Annotated in this window: 14 protein-coding genes; 5 read left to right on the forward strand and 9 right to left on the reverse strand. The window is 64.0% G+C overall.

Going from position 1 to position 18806, the window contains the following annotated elements:
• Window positions 1–463 precede the first annotated feature (463 nt).
• Window positions 464–2698, forward strand: a complete 2235-nt coding sequence (locus E6K76_08845; GenBank protein ID TMQ58008.1) for a T9SS type A sorting domain-containing protein — start codon at window positions 464–466, stop codon at window positions 2696–2698.
• A gap of 27 nt (window positions 2699–2725) precedes the next feature.
• Here the strand turns inward: E6K76_08845 and E6K76_08850 are convergent, their stop codons facing one another.
• From E6K76_08850 to E6K76_08890, 9 genes are all read right to left on the reverse strand, one after another.
• Window positions 2726–3664 (reverse strand): hypothetical protein, encoded by a 939-nt coding sequence (locus E6K76_08850; GenBank protein TMQ58009.1) that lies wholly within the window; start codon window positions 3662–3664, stop codon window positions 2726–2728.
• A 432-nt stretch (window positions 3665–4096) separates the two neighbouring features.
• The gene (locus E6K76_08855; protein TMQ58010.1) at window positions 4097–6055 is read right to left on the reverse strand and encodes a hypothetical protein; all 1959 of its coding nucleotides are present in this window, start codon (window positions 6053–6055) and stop codon (window positions 4097–4099) included.
• A gap of 51 nt (window positions 6056–6106) precedes the next feature.
• A complete protein-coding gene (locus tag E6K76_08860) occupies window positions 6107–6493 on the reverse strand; it encodes a hypothetical protein (GenBank protein TMQ58011.1) in 387 nt (128 codons plus the stop codon).
• A gap of 268 nt (window positions 6494–6761) precedes the next feature.
• Window positions 6762–7445: a hypothetical protein gene (locus E6K76_08865; GenBank protein ID TMQ58012.1), complete on the reverse strand. Its 684-nt coding sequence runs from the start codon at window positions 7443–7445 to the stop codon at window positions 6762–6764.
• A 530-nt stretch (window positions 7446–7975) separates the two neighbouring features.
• Complete coding sequence (locus E6K76_08870; protein TMQ58013.1) at window positions 7976–9064, reverse strand: transcription termination factor Rho; 1089 nt, start codon at window positions 9062–9064, stop codon at window positions 7976–7978.
• A 21-nt stretch (window positions 9065–9085) separates the two neighbouring features.
• Complete coding sequence (locus E6K76_08875; GenBank protein TMQ58014.1) at window positions 9086–9661, reverse strand: isoprenylcysteine carboxylmethyltransferase family protein; 576 nt, start codon at window positions 9659–9661, stop codon at window positions 9086–9088.
• Window positions 9651–10436 carry an NRDE family protein gene (locus E6K76_08880; protein ID TMQ58015.1) on the reverse strand — a complete coding sequence of 262 codons (786 nt, stop codon included), beginning with the start codon at window positions 10434–10436 and terminating at the stop codon, window positions 9651–9653. Before E6K76_08880 ends, E6K76_08875 begins: the two co-directional genes overlap by 11 nt.
• Window positions 10437–10478: 42 nt before the next feature.
• Window positions 10479–11654 carry a citrate synthase gene (locus E6K76_08885; GenBank protein TMQ58016.1) on the reverse strand — a complete coding sequence of 392 codons (1176 nt, stop codon included), beginning with the start codon at window positions 11652–11654 and terminating at the stop codon, window positions 10479–10481.
• A gap of 70 nt (window positions 11655–11724) precedes the next feature.
• Entirely contained in the window at window positions 11725–12702 is a 978-nt protein-coding gene (locus E6K76_08890; protein TMQ58017.1) for a DUF1028 domain-containing protein, read from the reverse strand.
• Window positions 12703–12888: 186 nt separating this feature from the next.
• On the opposite strand from E6K76_08890, the gene E6K76_08895 reads away from it, so the two are divergent.
• The 4 genes from E6K76_08895 to E6K76_08910 all read left to right on the forward strand — a co-directional run bounded on the left by E6K76_08895 (window position 12889) and on the right by E6K76_08910 (window position 18795).
• Window positions 12889–14133 carry a pyridoxal phosphate-dependent aminotransferase family protein gene (locus E6K76_08895; GenBank protein ID TMQ58018.1) on the forward strand — a complete coding sequence of 415 codons (1245 nt, stop codon included), beginning with the start codon at window positions 12889–12891 and terminating at the stop codon, window positions 14131–14133.
• Between the two features lie 65 nt (window positions 14134–14198).
• The gene (locus tag E6K76_08900; GenBank protein TMQ58065.1) at window positions 14199–15227 is read left to right on the forward strand and encodes an N-acetyltransferase; all 1029 of its coding nucleotides are present in this window, start codon (window positions 14199–14201) and stop codon (window positions 15225–15227) included.
• The gene (locus tag E6K76_08905) at window positions 14987–16210 is read left to right on the forward strand and encodes an NAD-dependent epimerase/dehydratase family protein (GenBank protein TMQ58019.1); all 1224 of its coding nucleotides are present in this window, start codon (window positions 14987–14989) and stop codon (window positions 16208–16210) included. The genes E6K76_08900 and E6K76_08905 overlap by 241 nt, the downstream gene beginning before the upstream one ends.
• Window positions 16211–16260: 50 nt before the next feature.
• Complete coding sequence (locus E6K76_08910) at window positions 16261–18795, forward strand: choice-of-anchor B family protein (GenBank protein TMQ58020.1); 2535 nt, start codon at window positions 16261–16263, stop codon at window positions 18793–18795.
• Window positions 18796–18806 lie beyond the last annotated feature (11 nt).

The following is an 18806-nucleotide window of genomic DNA, read 5'->3' on the forward strand; positions in this document are numbered from 1 at the left end:
TCGTCGACCCTGTGGAGGTCATGCCGTGAAAAGGCCCGTTCGGAGCGTGCTCGGAGTTCTCCTCTTTGTCGGTATCGTCCCCTCCGCCTCCATTGCGCGTCCATCCTCGCGCGACCCGGCCCGCGCCCCGCTGTTGCCTACTACCCCCGGGACCTGCCCGGTCCAGGGCCTGATTGCCGTGTCAGGCAACAACTCGGTCTCGCTCTCGTGGCGACCCGAGGGGGCGCCTGGATTTGACCATTATGCTGTGTATCGCTCTACGACGCCGTTTTCCACGGTCGTAGGCCTGACTCCCGTGTCGACATTCCCATCACCAACAGACACGACCTGGGTGGACACGGGACCTACGAATGGGACCACCTACTATTACGCGGTCACCTCCATAGTGAGCGGAGGGCCGGATTGCGGGAACATCTCGAGCGTCGGGCCACGACGGCCCCGCTCCGAGACGGATCTCCAAGTTGTGACAATCTCCCGGCAGCCTCGATTTCCCCGCTTCGATCCGATCTATTCCACGGTCGCCATGACGGAGCCCTCGGGTTTTGGCCCCTACAATGTAGTGAGGGCGACGGGCCTCGGAGGCGGGCAGACACCATCGACCCAGCGGTGGCCGAATTTGGGTGACCCGGTCACCTATCTGGCCTCGGTCCGGAATCGCGGCACGAACACCTGGGCGGGAACGATCCACGGGGAGTGGCTGGTCGACGGCGCGGGCATGGCGTTCCCCAACTTGGCGGGCCCGCTAGCGGCGGGGGACCGCCGGACCGCAAGCTTCGTGACTAGCTGGGACGGCCTGTCTCATGCAATCGAGTTTCGGGTGCTCGACACCGATGCAAGATCCACAAACAACTCGCTATCCATCGACACGAAATCGGTCGCCTTTCTTGCATATGTTGACCGTTCGCACATCGAGGATTTCCGTGACGCCTGGACCCCGCTCTACCCGTTGGCAGCGACTGACGACTTCTTTGACTGGATCAATCGCAGCACCGCGCGCCTCAATCAGCTATTCGCTAACGGGGGTACCGCAAAGCGCATCCATTACGATGTCTTGGAAGAAGTCCGCGACGGGGATCCGGACCCGAATGTGGCGCGCATCAATTTTGCTTCGTTTCCTTTCCGTTTTCATGTCGGCCAGGACAACTTCCGCGCGACGTCCGCGTACTACAACGCTGCCGATGACGTTGATTATGGCTACCTGCATGAGATGGGTCACCAACTGGGACTGATCGACATCTACCAGATGTCTGTGGCCCCGAGCGGGAACCAAGTCTCTGGGCTTGAATATTCGCCCGCAAACGACCTCATGTTCAATGTTAGCCCCTTGATTGGGCCGTCCAGCGCTACTGCGATGACGCACTGGCTCGATGTCGCTCACGGTTACTTCGGGCAATATCTTTACCAAATCCCTCGGCGAGTCATCGTGATGTTTCGAAAGTGCGATGGGTCTCCGCTGGTCAACGCATCGGTCAAGCTCTACCAATACTGCGATCGGCCGGGGCTCGGTCAGGTGCTCACTGCCCAGGTCAAAGCTTCCGGTCTCACAAATGCGCGGGGATATTGGGAGATTCCGAACGTCCAGATCGACACAACGGTCGTGCCTCCCACATACGCCGGCGACACGCTGCGGGCGAATCCGTGGGGCTATGTGAATATGCTCGGGAATAATGGTGCGCTCCATTTCGAGGTTCAGGCGAACGGAAGAACGGACTACGCATGGCTGGACATCACGGAGGCAAACGTCGCTTTCTACACCGGCCAAAGGGACTCAGCCTTTTTCCAACGCACGCTCAATATCGGCCCGGCGGACCTGCGTCTCCGATTCGAGGGAAATCCAACCGCCGAGGGCGGGGAGGCGCCAACCACGGCAACCAATATCGCCTACGAGACAGGCGCATTGGGTTCCGGCGTCTTCCTTGGACCTGGGAATCAGCTCCAATACGCAGCCGCCTGCAACATCAAAGGCGCCCAGGGGACCGTCCGATTCTGGATCAAACCTCGCTGGAACGGGAACGATGGACAGGGCCATTTCGCTCTGCGCTTCGGCACGGCGGGTGGAATCCTGATCGGAAAGGATGGCGGTAACTTCTGGCGCATTATCTTGAATCGGTATGGAGGTGCCGGAGGCCCCGAACTTGGTGCGGGATTATTTGTGAATGATTGGGTCGCGAACCAGTGGCACCACGTTGCATTCACGTGGGGGCCGGACACTATAAAGGTCTACGTCGATGGTAGCCTTCGTACGGCCGTATCAGCGCCTGTGCCTCCGCCGTCGGTTAACGCCACCGATCTGCAGCTTGGCGCTGACGGAGGATCTTCCTATCTCGATGCGGTCATCGACGAAGTCGCGATCAGCGACACGGTGTCGACCGCCGAGGAAATTCGAACCGGTGTAGAGGAATCCCCAGCTGACTTTCCCGGGTTCGGGATTCGACTCGGACCGGTGATCCCGAATCCCGCCTGGTCGCGTGTTAACGTGACCTTCGAGTTAGCAAGGCCCGGTCCCGTTCGCCTGGATATCGTGGACGTCCAGGGGCGCCGGGTCTGTACGCTGGTCAATGCAATACAGGGCGCGGGACCGCATAGTGTCACATGGGACGGCTTGTCGGGCGGCGTCCAAGTCAGTTCCGGACTTTACTGGTTGGTTGGGAACCACGATGGAAAGAAGGTCTCCAGGAAGCTCGTGCTTATTCGTTAGAAATTAGGGCTCGCGCGACGCGGCGCCCTACGTTCCTGGCGCCGAGGTTGTTCCCCGGAAGGTTTCGCGCCGAGAGCCTTGAAACATCCGATTCACCCGAATGCGGACGACCGAGCCCTCCCGGCTCCTGGCGAACTCCACCACGCCCGCAAACCCTCGAGTGCTGGCGAGCCTGAGCCCCACACCATGCGAGAGAGTGACGTTTCGCAGGGCGACCGCCGTCGGGTCTCCGAACACTTGGCCGACATCCGTGAGGAGGTAGGCATCGAGGGCGGGGCCCAGCACGTCAGAGGACGCCCAGATTCCCCAGTGGAATTCCACGTTGGCGAGCGCGATCCCTCGGTCCCGCCAGCGAAGATCCGCATAGCCACGCAACAGGTCTGGCCCACTGTTGGACAGCAGCCTCTGAAACGCCAGGGGGTCGGATCCCAGGGGTTCCAGATACTGGACAAGCCCGCGGACGGCAAGGAAGCCGACCGAGTCCCCACCGAGCCGCAGGGATCCTTGGAGCTCCACGCGAGAGCTCAGAAACGAGGCCTCGTTCCCAATGAAGCTCTTGAGCACGGCCGCCCGCGCGAGCACCAGATCGGGCGGCGCGGATCGCCCTACATCTTGTTCCGGGCCGATCGCGAGGGAGAAACCAACCTCCGTCCCCACGGAACGACTGTCGTACCCGGAGGGAAGTGACGCGTAGAACCGGGAAACGAGGGAAGGGGATTCATGGGCTCCAGGATCTTCGGTTTCCACGCCACTGAAGACGAGGTCGACCACCACGTTGGTCACCGATCCGAGCCCCTTGCTTGCAGAGATACCGAGCCAAGCAGTCTTCTCCCGGTAGAACGCCTCGTTCTCTCTGCGGCTCGCGGGTCCGAGCCCGAAGTAGCGAACGTATGGCTCGACTCGATAGCCTACGGTTACCTCGGCGCCCGCGTCCCCGTCCGCCACAACCCTCGAGCCGAGGGACACGGAATGGCCGCCTCTCAGGGTGCTCGAGAGACGTACCTCGACGCGGCGGTGTGTGCCCAGCGAAGGCTCACGCGATGCAGAGAGTCCGGCGCCCAGGCCGGGAAGGGCTCCGAGACGGGGGATGGGCCCGACGCTGAACGCGCGCTTCCTCTTGGTCGGGGTGAATCCAGCCCGGGAGAAGAACCCGCGTCGATCAAGGAGATCCAGTGGTGGCCGAATGACTCTTGAGAGAGTCCCGTGTGAACGAAGGGTCGGTGCTGGTGCTGCCGCCGCCGTCGAATCCATCACCGACGGCGCTTGGGCGAAGCCAAGTCTCGTGCCGTACGCGGCTCCACACTGCCAGGCCGCGAGGAAAGCGACCGGGAGAAAGGTTACAAAATGGCCAGCGTGTCTTTTTGCCATGCGTTTGCCGGATTCTGGCGGGGGGCCGGCCTAAAATCGGACGTAGTGCCCGACCCAAAGCGTTGCATACCGCAGCCGGTCACCGGCCAGGTTCGCTTCACCGCCCGGACCCGGGGTGTCGAAGTAGCGGAAGTTCACATCGAGGGCCAGCCTGGGCCTGAGGTAATACTCAACTCCCGCGCTCGCTGTCCAGCCAAGCCCCCAACCGGAGGAGACCAGCTGGTCTCGCTGCGCCGGCACCCTCACTCGCGACTCCCACCCCGAGGGGCCGCCTCCGATCGTCGCATAGGGACGGAACAGGGCCTCGGGTGCCCGCAGGGCGAAGTTGGCGGTGATCGGGTAGACGAAGAGGGCGCCCCCCGCTCCCTCCGTCCGCTTGAATTTCTGGTACCCCCCCACCAGCTCGATTCCTCCGACGCGGAACTTGCCCCAAAAATTGCGCACGACCGAGATCCCCACGGAGCGGTCATACAGATCCGCGAAGTGACCACCGGGAAACGCCACATTCGAGCCGAGGATGGGGGAACCGAGGCCCCGCTCGGACCATCCGCTGCGCGGAGCAAGCCCCAGCCGCTCCAGCTCCCGGCGCGCGAGAATACCTCGGGTGTCATGAACGTAACGGGGATGGCGGAATATGTAGAGGTAGTACCAAGGCTGAAACAGATCTTCCAAGAATGAGCGCAGGACGGGGATCCTCCTGACCCGATATGCAGGGTACGTCAAGCCCGGTGCAGTGCGGTTCCACCCTGCATTGAATGCTGGGCCGAACGGGGCGCGATTCCCGACGTCTGCGAGTTTGACCTCGGAACCGACCGATGGAGCGCTGGGATATCCCCAGCGAACGGGTAGAAGAAGCCACGCCCATTCGCGCAGCACCTCGGGATGTCGCTGGTAATCGATACGGCTCGGTTCGGGGGTCAAAACAACCCGGAACAGACCATGGGGGACGACCCTCAAGGAGTCTTTGTCCGCTCGCGAAACGCTTTCGGTGTGCCCCAGTCCGGCGACCGCTTCCCATTCGCCTGGGTAGGGAAATTTTCCGTGCGAGCCCGAATTGCGGTCGCCCGCGAGGATGCGGATCGGGTAATCCAGGATCATATACACTCGGCCCCCGTCGTAAACGACTGGATGGGTGCGGTCGACGATCTGGGGCCTGTATTCTCCCTGGGGCAGGTTCACGCTTCGGAAGTGGAAGTAATAGTGAACCTCGTCGATTCCCGCGCGATCGGGGGTCAGCACGACGTTGACGTGCTCCCAATCGCCCTCGTGATTCCCGATGTAATCATTCGTCGGGTAGAAGAACCAATACTGGATGGCCAGTCGATTACGCTCGTCGAGAAATGGATGAGCGAAAACGGTCGGCTGACGCCACGCAGAACTATCTGCGCCCTGGCGCAGCCGGGCATACGCCCTCCACCATTCCCGCGGGGTTTCTCCCGGAAAATCGAAGTACCAGACTTCGAGGAGGTCCGGGTCGCTCTCATACCGCGCGCCCATCTCGGTCAGATGCAAGAGGGAATCGGTGTTCAGACCGTGAAACGGGATGTCCAGGAAGTCCTTGAACTCGTACGGAGCCGCTCTGACCCTGTCGACTCGGAGCGTGTCGGCGAAGAGCATGGGATGGACCGGGATCAGTTGGTATTTCCGTCCGTGACTGGTCGTGTGATCCCCCCCGGAGAGGACGAGCGTGGGCGCGAATCGCTGGACAAGCGCCTCGAGCCCGGCGCGCCGGGATTCGGCAATCCCGTCCCCCTTCTCGCTTTCCTGGGCAGGACCGAAGAGAGAGTCGGCTGCGGCGCGTGAACCGACCAATGGTGGCCTCTGGTCGGGCCGGATGATGTCGAGATAGAGACCGCGCTGTCCATGCGTGGACGCGCAGCTCAGAGTCAGGGAGCAGATGACGAGGATGAGAGCGACGGTGAATCGATGCGACGCGATTCGCGCAGGGGAAATCGCCACGGCCCGCGAATCCGGTTCCGTTCTGCTCATGGCCAAGCTCCCCTCAGCGGGCTGGCAGCACCCGTTAGTACCCCAAGACCTTCATAGTGAGTCCTGCCGTCCCGTACGTGCCGTTGCCGGCAGGCTGCCCATTTGGTAGAACGATGGGGATTTCGAACGGCTGAAATGAGTCACCGCGAGACTCGGGAAGACGGCGGTGTAGAGAATGCCGTTCTTGGACCCCCAGATCTGTCGTCCGCTGTAGTGCACGAGCCATTGATCCGAGACGCCATGCCCCAAGACAAGCTCGGTCAGCACGCCCTGTCCGCTCACGTCCGGCGCGTCCTGCGAGATCGCAAAGAACTGGCCGTAGCCTCCTCCGAAACCCAAAATGAAACCCTCGCGGTTGCCATCGAACCCGAACGCATCGGAAAACGGAGTGATGAGAACGACCAACGCGAGGAGAAAAGGTATTCGGTGCCGAGGCATGATAGGACCTCCCGACTGGTCCAGACGCCGGCAGCTACGGCGCAGGCGGCGGGACGACGCTGCGGCGCCTCTCGCCGCGGAGAGAAGGGTGCGGAACAGCCCGCACTCGTGCGCCAGCCTATTCCCGCGGTGCCACCTCCTCAAGCGCCGATTTGACCTCTTCCGTTCGCACGATCTGAGGCCTCGTACCCGAATGGCCCGTCTAATTCTTGACCGCACCAAGTCGACGATACCTTCGTACAGCTCCCCAATGTTCGGCCGGACTACCTCAACCGACCCGTTTGGCGGCACCGAATCCCAACCCCAGGCCTAGATAAATCTGGAAGTAGGCCGGCTCGACTCTCATGGAGCCGGCGCCAAGCTGTTGCGGCACCCCGAAGGTCTTGAGGAATCGCACTCCACCCTCCAGCGCCACAGTGTTATGGATGTTGAAGTCGGTTCCGAGCGTGAGGTCCCATCCAAATCCCGTCTCCGTCCGGCTCCGCAGATTCTGCCGGATTTCGTTTTCGCGATTCGCGTCATCGGGCACTACGACGTCGGTGCTGATGTTGTAGACGACGAGCGCGATATTGGTGCCGACGTGCGGTCGAACGAGGCCACGACCGTGGGGTCCTATTCGTCCGCCGAGATAGATCCGATAATAGTTTTGGTTGGTTTGCTGCTCGACCCGCAGGCCGGTCTGCTCGTCCTGAAACCCCGTGGTCTGGCTGAGCATATTCACGACGTCGAACCCTAGGGTGCCGGCGAAGAGATTATGAACCTGCCGGAGCGGAGCAATGACAGCCACGCCTCCACCCCACGAGGGGCGGCTGAAGCGACTGGCGTCCTGGCCGGTTGGCGTCATCCGCACTCCATAAACCTGGACTTTTCCAGCCGCATTGGCCGTGAGCGGAAATCCCGCGATAAGAGTCACGCAGAGAAGACCTTGCTTCCAGGCTCGAACGGTACGCATGGAATCCTCCCAGTTGGAGTACGGCTCAGCCCAAAGCTAGCGATCCAATGCCAATGGGAAAGCGAGCGAGCGAGAGTTTGAGATGAGCTTGAGTCGGGACGACATAACGGCTCGTCACTCCCAGTCGCGGGTCGTCACGCCATGCCGCGCCGCTCAGGGTGCCATGCTATGCCTTTACAAGCCGCAAGGCTCGTCTTTCATACGAAAGACGAATGTCGCTAACGGGCGAAATCCAGCGCTGGCACGGCGAGCCGCTTAGGAGTATTGCCCCGATTCTCCCCACGACACGACAGAAGGCAGACCTTCGACCTCCGGCGGACCCTATCGGGCACAATGGAGCGACCTGGACCTGACGAATTCCCCTGGCGCGCCGGTAGACGTGCCACCAGCGCAGGCGCGACCCGGGGAGGTGCCGCCCCGAGGCTCTACCCGTTCCCGCCGCGATCTCTGAGGATTCGCGCGGCCATCACGGTTGCGACTGCTTACGGCCGGATACCGAGGAAGACAATCAGGAGCAGGAAACCGCCTCATCACCCCACGTGCTTCAGCAGTTCCTCGTTGGTCGGCCACTGCTCCAGCGCTTTCCGTAACTCTAGGATGGCCTGCTTGGGCGGGAGCCCAAGGGCGTGTCGGCGGAGCCGGTTGATCGCGTCGATATCTGCCTTGGAGTAGAGAAGCTCATCCCGCCGCGTCCCGCTCTTGGCGATGCTGATGGCGGGGAAGACCCGCTGCTCAGCAAGGGCGCGGTCGAGAACGATCTCGCTGTTTCCAGTCCCCTTGAACTCCTCGAAAATCATATCGTCCATGCGCGAGCCGGTCTCAATCAATGCGGTCGCGAGGACCGTGATCGATCCGCCATTCTCCACGTTTCGCGCCATTCCGAAGAACTTGCGCGGAATCTCGAGCGCGCGAGAATCCAATCCGCCGCTCATGGTGCGTCCCGAGTCGGAGCCATACGAATTGAATGCGCGGCCCATGCGCGTGAGGCTGTCCACGAGCACTACCACGTGGCGCCCGCACATCAGCTCGCAGCGCACTGTCGCCATGCACATGGTCGCGAGTTGGACGTGATCCTCCAGCGATTGATCACTGCTGCTTGCGAGCACCTCGGCCGAAACCTTGCGCCGGAAGTGGGTCACTTCCTCGGGTCGCTCATCGACGAGCAAGACGATCACGCTGGTGTCCGGCGCGTCGGCGAGGATGGCGGTGGCGAGCTCCTCCAGCAACTGGGTCTTGCCGGCCTTGGGGGGCGAGACAATAAGCCCGCGCGTGCCGCGTCCGATGGGCGCGAAGAGATCGATGATGCGGGTCGACACGTTCCCCTCGGTGCCCAGGCGAAAACGCCGGTCAGGATTCGTGGCCGTCAGCTTGGTGAACGAAGCGCGCTCGCGAAAGGCTTCCGGCTCCAGGCCACAGATCAATTCGACGTTGTCAAGCCGCAGGCCCTGTCTCTCCGGTCTGGCGGAGCCGGAAACGAGGGCGCCGGAGATCAATTGGAAGCGTTGGATGAGCGCCGCGGGGACAAAGACGTCCTGCCGGCTTGGCGCGAAGGAGCGAGCGGGGTCGCGTAGAAAGCCGCCGCCCCGCTCGAGGATTTCAAGAACTCCGGAGACGGTCATTGCGCCCCTCCATAATAGCCTTCACCACACCCCCGGGATCAGCCTCTTCGTCTTTCCCATATACGCCCGGTACTTCTCGCCGAGCCCTAGCTGGAGCAGCGCCTCCTCGCGCGGGATCCGTTGCAGGACGCCGATCACGATCGGGAGCGTGACGAAGAGAAATCCCGCGGGGCTGCCGAGGATCAGCGGCGGGGCCACCCATTCCAGGATGAAGCCGAGATAAAGGGGATGGCGCACGGCTCCGTAGATTCCTTGATCCACGACCTCGTGATCCTTCTCGAGCTGGAGGCGCACGGTGAAGAACCTCCCCAGCGTGCGCTTGGCGATGATCCGGATCGCGAACCCCAAAAAACCGATCGCGTAACCCAGAGCCCACTGCGGCCAGGACGGGTTGGCCGGAATACGGTCCAGACTGAGGAGGGTCATCCAGAGAAACATCCCCACGAAGGGCGCGACGAAGAAGAAGAGAAAGGAAAGCCGCTCCTCCCGAGCGCCCTTGCCCCCGGAGCCCAGCCGGAATCGGGTGAACACGAATTCGACCAGGAGGAAAAGGACGAAATAGGCGTAGTAGGACAGAACGACGAATTTACCGGTCACGCGCGTTTCCTCCCGTCTGAAGCAGCGATGAGTAATCGCGGTATTCCGTGACACACGGCGGCCCGGGCGCGTGGAGGTAACGCGGCCCGCCGCTCATCCCCAACGCCAGCATGCTGCTCGACACGGTGGGGAATAACTCGCGATGAAGGCACACGGGCGGCGTCCCGCCTTCGCCGTGCGAGCGAAGGTAGCCCGCGATCAATCCGAACGCCTCATCCACCGACCAAGGGCGCCGTTCCGCGATCTGCTCCAGGAGCCATTTCGTCCTGGGCTCGCTCGGATCGTCGACCTCCCGGTGCGTGATCACGTGCCAGCCGCGGGGGATCGCATGAACGAGGGGTTCGCTTGGGCCCGCGTGCAGGGCCCAACCTTCACCGTCTACGCCCACGCCGACCAATGTGCAAGGAGCGTAAGGATCGCGCTTCACGAGCCGCAAGGCGTGGTCGAGATGCGAATCGGCGGCCGCGGAGCCTGCGCCCCCGGGATCCCTGCCGGCCGCGACGTCGAGGCACAGCATCCCACGCGATCGCAACGTCGCGGGATCCCGCTTGTCACCCGCAACGGGTCTCCGGTTCATGAGCGCGGTCACGAACCGCGCCTCCCGCACGGCGAGCCACGTCCCGCCGGATACGAGGTCCCGGCCTCCGACCACGCGCGGCGCCTCCACCAGAACGCCGGGATCCGACGAGGGCCGCTTCGGCGATTCGTCGCGGTTCGCCCCCAAAAGCACGGATCCCGGGCCGAGAATGCCCAGGCCTAGGATCAGCGTGCACATCTCGAGGGAGGCCGTGCCGTCAGCGGGAGGAAATCCGCCCCGCTACACCCGCTCCTCGATGGGAATGTAGCGCTCGTCGTGGGTGCCGGTGTAGATCTGCGACGGGCGATAGATGCGGTTGTCCTCCAGCTGCTCGAGCCAGTGGGCGAGCCATCCAGCCATGCGCGCGATCGCGAAGACAGGCGTGAAGAGGGACGACGGCATTCCCATCGCCTCGTAGACGACGCCCGAGTAGAAATCGACGTTGGGATAGATCTTCTTCGCGGCGAGATGCTCCGCGACGACCTTCTCCACTTCCTGGGCGACGGCCAGGAGCGGGTCGGCTCCTCGCTTCGCGATCATCTGCGCCGCGAGCTTTTGGAGCACCAGCGCGCGCGGGTCCTTCACTTTGTAGATGCGATGCCCGACACCCATGATCTTCTGTTTGCGCTGGATCAGGTCCTCGATGTAGGGCCGGACCTTTTCGACATCTCCGATCTGCTGGAGCATGTGGATGACCTGCTCGTTCGCGCCGCCGTGCAGGGGGCCCGTCAGAGCGCCGATGGCGGAGGTCACCACGGTATAGGGGTCCGCCAGTGTGGATGCGGTTACGCGCCCCGCGAAGGTCGAGGCGTTCATCGAGTGCTCCGCGTGGAGGATGAAGCAGATATCCATGACACGCGCGACATCCGCCTCCGGCATTTCACCGTGCACCATGTAGAGGAAGTTCTCGGCGTGGGTCAGATCTTCCTTGGGCGGGATGTACTCCTTGCCGTGGCTCAGGCGGTGATAGGCCGCGACCAGCGTCGGCGCCTTCGCGATGATCCGGACCGTGGAGTTGTAGCGATCGGTCGGATTCATCGGATCGCGGTCCGGATAGAACATCCCGAGCGCTGCGATGGCCGCTTGGAGCGCCTCCATCGGATGACCCGTGTCCGGAAGGCATTTCAATAGATCGATCAGGCGGAAGCGGACGTCGCGGTTCGTCGCGAGGTCGCGGCTGAATTTCTCCAGCTCCGTCCTGTTGGGAAGCTTGCCCCAGAGGAGAAGGTAGGTCGTCTCCTCGAACGTGCTTCGCTCCGCCAGGATCTCGATGGGGTACCCGCGGTATTCGAGAATCCCCTGCTCGCCATCGATGAAGCAGATGCTCGAGCGCGCCGCTGGAACATCGGCGAGCCCGGGGATGTAGGGGATGGTCGTGTGCCCTTCCGCTGCAGGGGGAGCGGTACGCTCCGTCATACGATTCCTCCGATGGTGGGCATGAGCATTCTCCTTGTTTGGATGCTCCGATGCAAGCCGAGGGGCACCCCTACCGGCGCATCCGCCCCCCTGGGGCGAGGGCCTGGATACGCTGGATGGAGGCCGGATCGTCCTTCAGGAGTCCGGCTGGAACCAGCCGCGGCACAAGCTCGACCCACCGGCGGTCGCGGGCGAAGACCTTGCGAAAAATAGGGGTCGCCTCTTTTTCGCGCCCCAGCTGCCACATGGAGGCTGCCTGCCAGAAGAGGATCTCATTGTTCCCGGGCGCAAGGCGTGCGCCTTCCGCGTAGGCCTTCATCGCCTCCTCGACCTTTCCCTCCGTGGTGTATGCGTCCCCTTGGTCCACGTTTCTATAGGCGCGCCAGACTTGGACGAGCCGGCGAAGCTCCGTTATGGGATGAGGGTTATCCTCGACCCGAAGGTCCATGATGCGATCCTGCCATGGTTTGTTCGAGCGTTTGCCCTTCACGATCACGATCGCCGCGGACTGCTGCCCTCGAATATCGCCTCCCGCCTTCTGTCCGGCGTCGAGCGCGGCCAAGAGGCGCGTCGCCAGGTCTCCCTCGGTGCTCTCGTACGCCTTGGCCATCGCGGGCCATACGCGGTCATTCGACATCAGATTCGCCTGCACGGAGTACTGATTGCCGACCTGATCGCCGGCGGCGGGAATGCACCGCTTGCCGGTGTGGGCCGCGACCTCCCCTCGGGCATCGATCATGCCCACCTGCCGGACTTCCCGGTTCGGGTCCTGGGCGAGAAGCTCCTCCAGCGTTTGCTTGGCGCCTTTCCCGCTGCTCATCATTTGAAGGCCCCTCGGGCCGTAACTCACCTCGATGAGCGATTGTGTCGCGACCGCCCCCACACCGGGCTCAGCCCAGGGAACGATCGGACCCACCGAGAAATAATGTGACTGGACCGCGACCCCGAGATCTCCTGTTTCAGGATCGCGGGCTACGATCGAAAAAGTGGCCTGTGCGGGCGCTGTGAGAAGGACCAGACCCAGGAGAACTCGTGCCAGGGTGGACATGGGCGCCTCCGTGCCGGGAAAGGAGCTAAGTGCTGGTCAGCTGGAGGGATACTAGGGCTCCGCCGGCCGGCAAGCAAGTTGGATTGACGCGCTTTTGAGATTCGGGTATGGTGCCCCAGAAGCTCTCGCACCTCGATCCCGGCTCCGAGTCACGAGCGATTCCAGACACCAAAACCCAGGGTACGCGTGGATCTATTCGACAAGTGTAATCGCTTCAAAGAGCACCGCTTGGCGAAGGCCGCTGGCATCTACCCCTATTTTCTCCCGATCGCGGAAAACCACGGGACCGAGGTCACGGTCGATGGCCGCCGCATCATCATGGCGGGCTCGAATAATTACTTAGGGCTGACGAAGCATCCCAAGGTCATCGCAGCGGCCGACGCAGCGCTCCGCAGCTTCGGCACATCGAACAACGGCTCCCGATTCCTGAACGGAACGCTCGAGATGCACGTTCAGCTCGAGGAATGCCTCGCCAAATTCACCCGCAAGGAAGCGGCGCTCGTCTATTCGACCGGCTATCTCACGAATTTGGGCAGCATCTCGGCCTTGATGGAGAAGGGGGACGTGGTGGTGCTCGACAAGGACGCGCATGCCTGCATCGTCGACGGCGCGCGATTGAGCCCGGCCGAAGTGAAGCGCTTCCGGCACAACGATGTCCGCGACTTGGAGCGGGTCCTTGAGTCGATCCCGGCGAGAGCCGGGAAGCTGATCGTCGTGGACGGGCTGTACAGCATGGAAGGGGATATCGCGCCGCTCGCCGAGATCGTGCGGATCGCTCGGAAGTACCATGCCAGGCTCCTCGTGGACGACGCCCACGGGTTCGGGGTTCTGGGAGCCCGCGGCGCCGGAGCATGCGAGGCACAGGGCGTCGAAGAGCAAGTCGATCTCGTGATGGGGACGTTCAGCAAATCCTTTGCGTCCCTCGGCGGCTTCATCGCCGGCCCGCGCGCCGTCATGGATTATCTCCGTCATCACGCGCGCGCGCTCATCTTCAGCGCGAGTGTCACGCCCGCGAGCGCCGCCGCCGCGCTCGCCTCGCTCGAGATCATCGAGCATGAGCCAGAGCTTCGCACGCGCCTCAAGCAGATCTCGGACAGGATGCGGAATGGATTCAGCTCGCTCGGGCTCGACGTAGGAATGGGAAACGGCACGCCGATCGTGCCGATATTCATCGGCGACCGCGTCAAGACCATGCAGGTCTGGCGGCGGATTCTGGATCGCGGAGTCTTCGTGAACGCGATCGTGGTGCCCGCCGTGCAGCCCGGTCGCGATCTCCTTCGCACCTCGTATATGGCCACCCATGAGGATGAACAGCTCGACACCATCCTGCGCATCGTCAAGGAAGTCGACGCGGAGATGGGCCTCGCCATGGCCCCCGCTGCGAACACGACGACGCCCCCGGGGATGCCGTGGATGTCGTCCCCGTCGTAAGCCCCAAAGACCTCGCCCGCTTCATCCGTTTTCCCCACTCGATCTACCGCGTCGACCCGCGCTGGGTGGCGCCGCTCACGTCCGACGAAAGGACGCGGTTCACGCCCGCGAAGAATCCCTTCTTCGAGCACGCCGAGGCCGCCTATTTCATGGCGCGCGACCGCGGCCGCGACGTTGGACGAATCGCGGCGAGCGTCGACCGAAACTACGACGCGTTCCACGGGGAGCGGCAGGCGGCGTTCGGATTTCTCGAAGCGGAGTCTGCGGACGCGGTCGCTGCGCTCCTTCAGGCGGCCGAGCGCTGGGGGCGCGATCGTGGCGCGCGCGTCCTGCGCGGCCCCTTCAATTTCACGACGAACGACGATTGCGGACTACTGATCCGCGGCTTCGAGCACCCCCCGACGATCCTCATGCCGTACAACCCGCCCACCTACCCGGCCTGGGTGGAGGCTGCCGGGTTCAAGAAGGCCAAGGACCTCTTCGCGTTCAAGGTCCCGATTCCCGAGATACCGGATCTGGACATCGCCCAAGTCGCGCGGATCGCGCACAAAGTCCGTGAGCGGTTCCGGGTCCACGTTCGCCCCATCAACATGAAGCGGTTCGGGGAAGAGCTCCAGCGCGTGAAGGAGATCTACAACTCCGCCTGGGACAAGAACTGGGGGTTCGTTCCGATGACGGACCGGGAGATCGACCACATGGCCGCGCAATTGAAACCCGCCATCGTTCCCGAGCTCGCCCTCTTCGCCGAGATCGACGGCGAAGCGGTCGGCTTCTCCCTTGCGGTACCGGACGTGAACGTCGCGCTGAAGCCCTTGCGGGGGAGCCTCTTCCCGTTCGGGGTCGCGCGCCTTTTGTGGAAGCTCCCGCGGATCCGCACCTCGCGGCTGATGGCGTTGGGCGTGAAAACGGGCTATCGCCGCCGCGGTATCGATGCTGCGCTGGTCCATCAGGCCGCGGTCGCATCGAGAGCCGCCGGCTACATCTGGTGCGAGGTGGGCTGGACCCTCGAGGACAACGACCTCGTGAATCGGCTGATCGAAGCGGTGAACGGCGAGCGCTACAAGACATTCCGGATCTACGAGCGGGCGCTGTGAGCGCTCCGCTGGCGCTCGTGACGGGCGCGTCGGGCTTCGTCGGAAGCCACATCGTGGACGAGCTCATATGCCGTGGCGCGCGCGTGCGCTGCCTCCTGCGCGCGACGTCCTCTCGGCGATGGCTCGAGGGAAAGCAGGTGGAGTTCGCCGACGGTGACGTATGTCGCCGGGAGGGCCTCGACGCGGCGGTGAGCGGCGTCGATTGGATCGTGCACGCGGCCGGTCTCACCCACGCCCCGAGCGCGGCGGAGTTCCACCGGGTCAACGTGCGCGGCACCGAAAGCATCCTCGCCGCCGCGCTCGCCGCTGTCCCTGCGCCGAAGCGCTTCGTCTACATCTCGAGCCAGGCGGCAGCCGGGCCGAGCCGTGACGGCGCGCCCGTCACCGAGGAGCACCCTCCTCGGCCGGTCTCCACGTACGGCAGCACGAAGCTGGCCGGCGAAACGCTGGTCATGGGCGCCGCGGATCGGCTCCCGGTCGTGGCCCTCCGCCCGCCGACCGTGTACGGCCCCCGCGAGACGTCGCTGCTCAAGTACTTCCGCGCGGTGAAACACCACATTCGCCCGTCCGTCGGCGGGGCCCGTCCGTTCAGCGTTGTCTATGCCGAGGATCACGCACGCGCCGTCTGGGCGGCGCTGACCGAGGAGCGGGCCATGGGCAAGATCTATTTCGTCGGCGGCCCCGATGTCACCACGTATCAAGAGATGGGCAGCGCAATCGCGCGCGCCATGGGCACCTGGGCGGTGTCGGTGCCGATTCCCATGCCCTTGCTCCAAGCGGGAGCGCTCCTGGGCGAAGTCGCGGGCTTCCTCACGCGCCGCGCGCCGTTTTTCTCCCGGGAGAAGTTCCGCGAGATCGCGGCGGGGGACTGGGTCGTCAGCTCGCGAAGGATCCGCGTTGAGCTAGGCTGGACGCCCGCGACGCCGCTCGAGGAGGGAGTGCGCGCCACCGCGGCCTGGTATCGGGAAGCGGGCTGGGTGTAGGATCATCCCTCGGAGCGGCAACGCCGGCGCCCTCCGGTGGAGACTTGAACTTGGCTCGGTCCCGCGCCTTCCGCACCCTTCACGCGAATCGCCTCCTCGGGGCGTTGCTCCTCGGAGCAGCCCTGAGCCTCATCCCCCTCGCCGTCCGCGCCCAGGGCTCGAAGAACGTCACCTTGCTCGCGCACCTGAACCAGCACCCCGGGTATTCGGCCTGCTGGAGCTACGTCCACCCAGACGGACGGGAATACGCCATCCTCGGGACGACCGACGGCACGGCGATCGTGAACGTGACAAATCCCGCCGCCTCCTACGAGGTGGCGTTCATCCCGGGGCTCGCCTCGCAGTGGCGCGAAATGAAGCAATACCGCACCTACGTCTACGTCTCCACCGAGGCGCAAGGGGGCGGGATCCAGATCATCGACATGGCGAATCCCGAGAGCCCGGTATTGAGGGGGGTCTACGCCACCGGCATCAACCACGAGCACACGCTCGAGGTGGACTCGACCCGGGCGCTCCTGTTCTGTAACGGCACCCGACTCAACTCGACCCAGACCGGTATGCGCATCCTCTCGCTCGCGGACCCTGTCAACCCGGTGGATCTCGGCGGCTACACCGCCGACTACGTCCACGACTGCTTCCCGCGGGGAGACACGCTGTTCGTGAGCTGCATCTATGGCGGGATCATGCGCGTGCTGAACATTGCGAACCCGGCCTCGATCACCGAGATCGCATCCTGGACGTATCCCAAGGCCTTCACCCACAGCGCCGAAACTTCGAAGGATGGGAAGTATCTCTACGTCTGCGATGAGTTGAACTACGGGACGATGAAAGTCTTCGACATCCACGATCTCCTCGCGCATCCGCAGATCATGGAGATCGCCGTGAATCCGCTCGCGATCGTCCACAACATCCACGTGAAAGCCGATACCGGATTCGTCGCCTATTACACGGAGGGGATTCGTCTGTTCGATCTCTCCGATCCGGCGCTGCCTGCGGAGTTCGGGTACTACGACACGTACGCGGGCTACTCCGGAGGCTTTCACGGCGTCTGGGAGATCGCGCCCCGATTCCCGTCGGGCACGTTCGTCGCGAGCGACATCGGGTCGGGTCTCTATGTGTTCCGCACGAATCCCAACTATGGAATTCTGAAAGTGAGGGTTGTCGATCCATCCATGACTCCTATCCCGGAGGCCGACGTCACCGCGTTGGGCGAGATGGACTCCACGCGAACCCAGGGCTCGGGCGCCGTGAGGCTCGCACTCAGCCCGGGAAGCCACACGCTCCGGGTGAAGCGGTTCGGGTGGAAGAGCGCGATCGTCCCCGTGAGCATGACGAAAGGGGCGCACGATTCGGTCCTGGTCGCGCTGCAACCGGAGCCGCTCGCGACGGTAACCGGCGTGATCCGGCGCAACTCGGACTCGGCGGGGCTCGAGGGCGCGGATCTGGAGATGGAGGACACACCGCTCGAGACGGGCTCGACGTCGGGTGGCGCCTACACCATGGCCGGCGTGCCCGGGGGCACCTATTCCATGACCTGTGACCGCACGGGATACGTTCCCGTTACCCGGATCACGGCCGTGCAGCCGGGGGTGAACCGCACCGCGGATTTCACGCTGCTGAGAGCCGCCTGGTACGACTCCTGCGACACCGACAAGGGATGGTCGCTGGGCGCCGCCGGGGACAACGCGGTCACGGGGCTCTGGGAGCGCGCCGACCCGGTGGGCACCTCGCAGCCGACCGCGGCCCCGGCCGGACGTCTCGCGGCCTCCTTGTACGAGGCGGGGCCGTTACATCCGGCGCCGCAGCACGAGGAGCCGCCGGAGGGTACCCTGGGGGCGGGGCCCGTCCAGCCCGAGGACGACCACACGCCCGGTTCGGGCGGGTTCTGCTTCGTCACCGGGAACAGCGCGCCCGGAAATCCGCCGGCGACGAACGACGTCGATGGCGGGAAGACCACGCTGACAACGCCGCCGCTCGATATGACCGGAATGACCGACGCGCGCGTCCACTTCGCCCGATGGTTTTTCATGAACTCGCCGGGGGAGCCCGATTCGTTCCTCATCGACATCTCCGCCGACGGCGTCACGTGGGTGAAAGTCCGATCGATTCTCACGAGCGAGCCCGCCTGGCGCCACGACACCTTCCGCGTGGGCGACTACATCACGCCCACCTCCACGGTGCGCGTCCGATTCACCGCGCAGGACGAGGCTCCGGAAGGAATCGTGGAAGCGGCGGTCGATGACTTCGAGTTCTACGACGCGGCGCTCGCGCCCTCCGGCGCGTCCAAACCGCCGGGTCCGACGGCGCCGCGGTTGGCGATGAGCGCGCCGCGGCCGAACCCAGCCACGAGGAGCGCGAGCCTGACGCTCACGCTACCGGCGCCGGCGCGCGCGCGCGTCACGGTCTACGATCTTGCGGGGAAGAAGGTCCGCATGTTGCTCGAGGGAGATGCCGTCGCGGGGCCGACAACGCTCGTGTGGGACGGGAAGGACGCCCAAGGTCGGGAAGCCTCCAGCGGCGTGTACTGGATCCGCGCCCAGGCGGGCGGGCACGTCCTCGAGCGAAAGCTCGTGTGGGTGCGGTGACTTCGAGGCGG

Source organism: Candidatus Eisenbacteria bacterium (assembly GCA_005893275.1).
GTDB lineage: Bacteria > Eisenbacteria > RBG-16-71-46 > SZUA-252 > SZUA-252 > WS-7.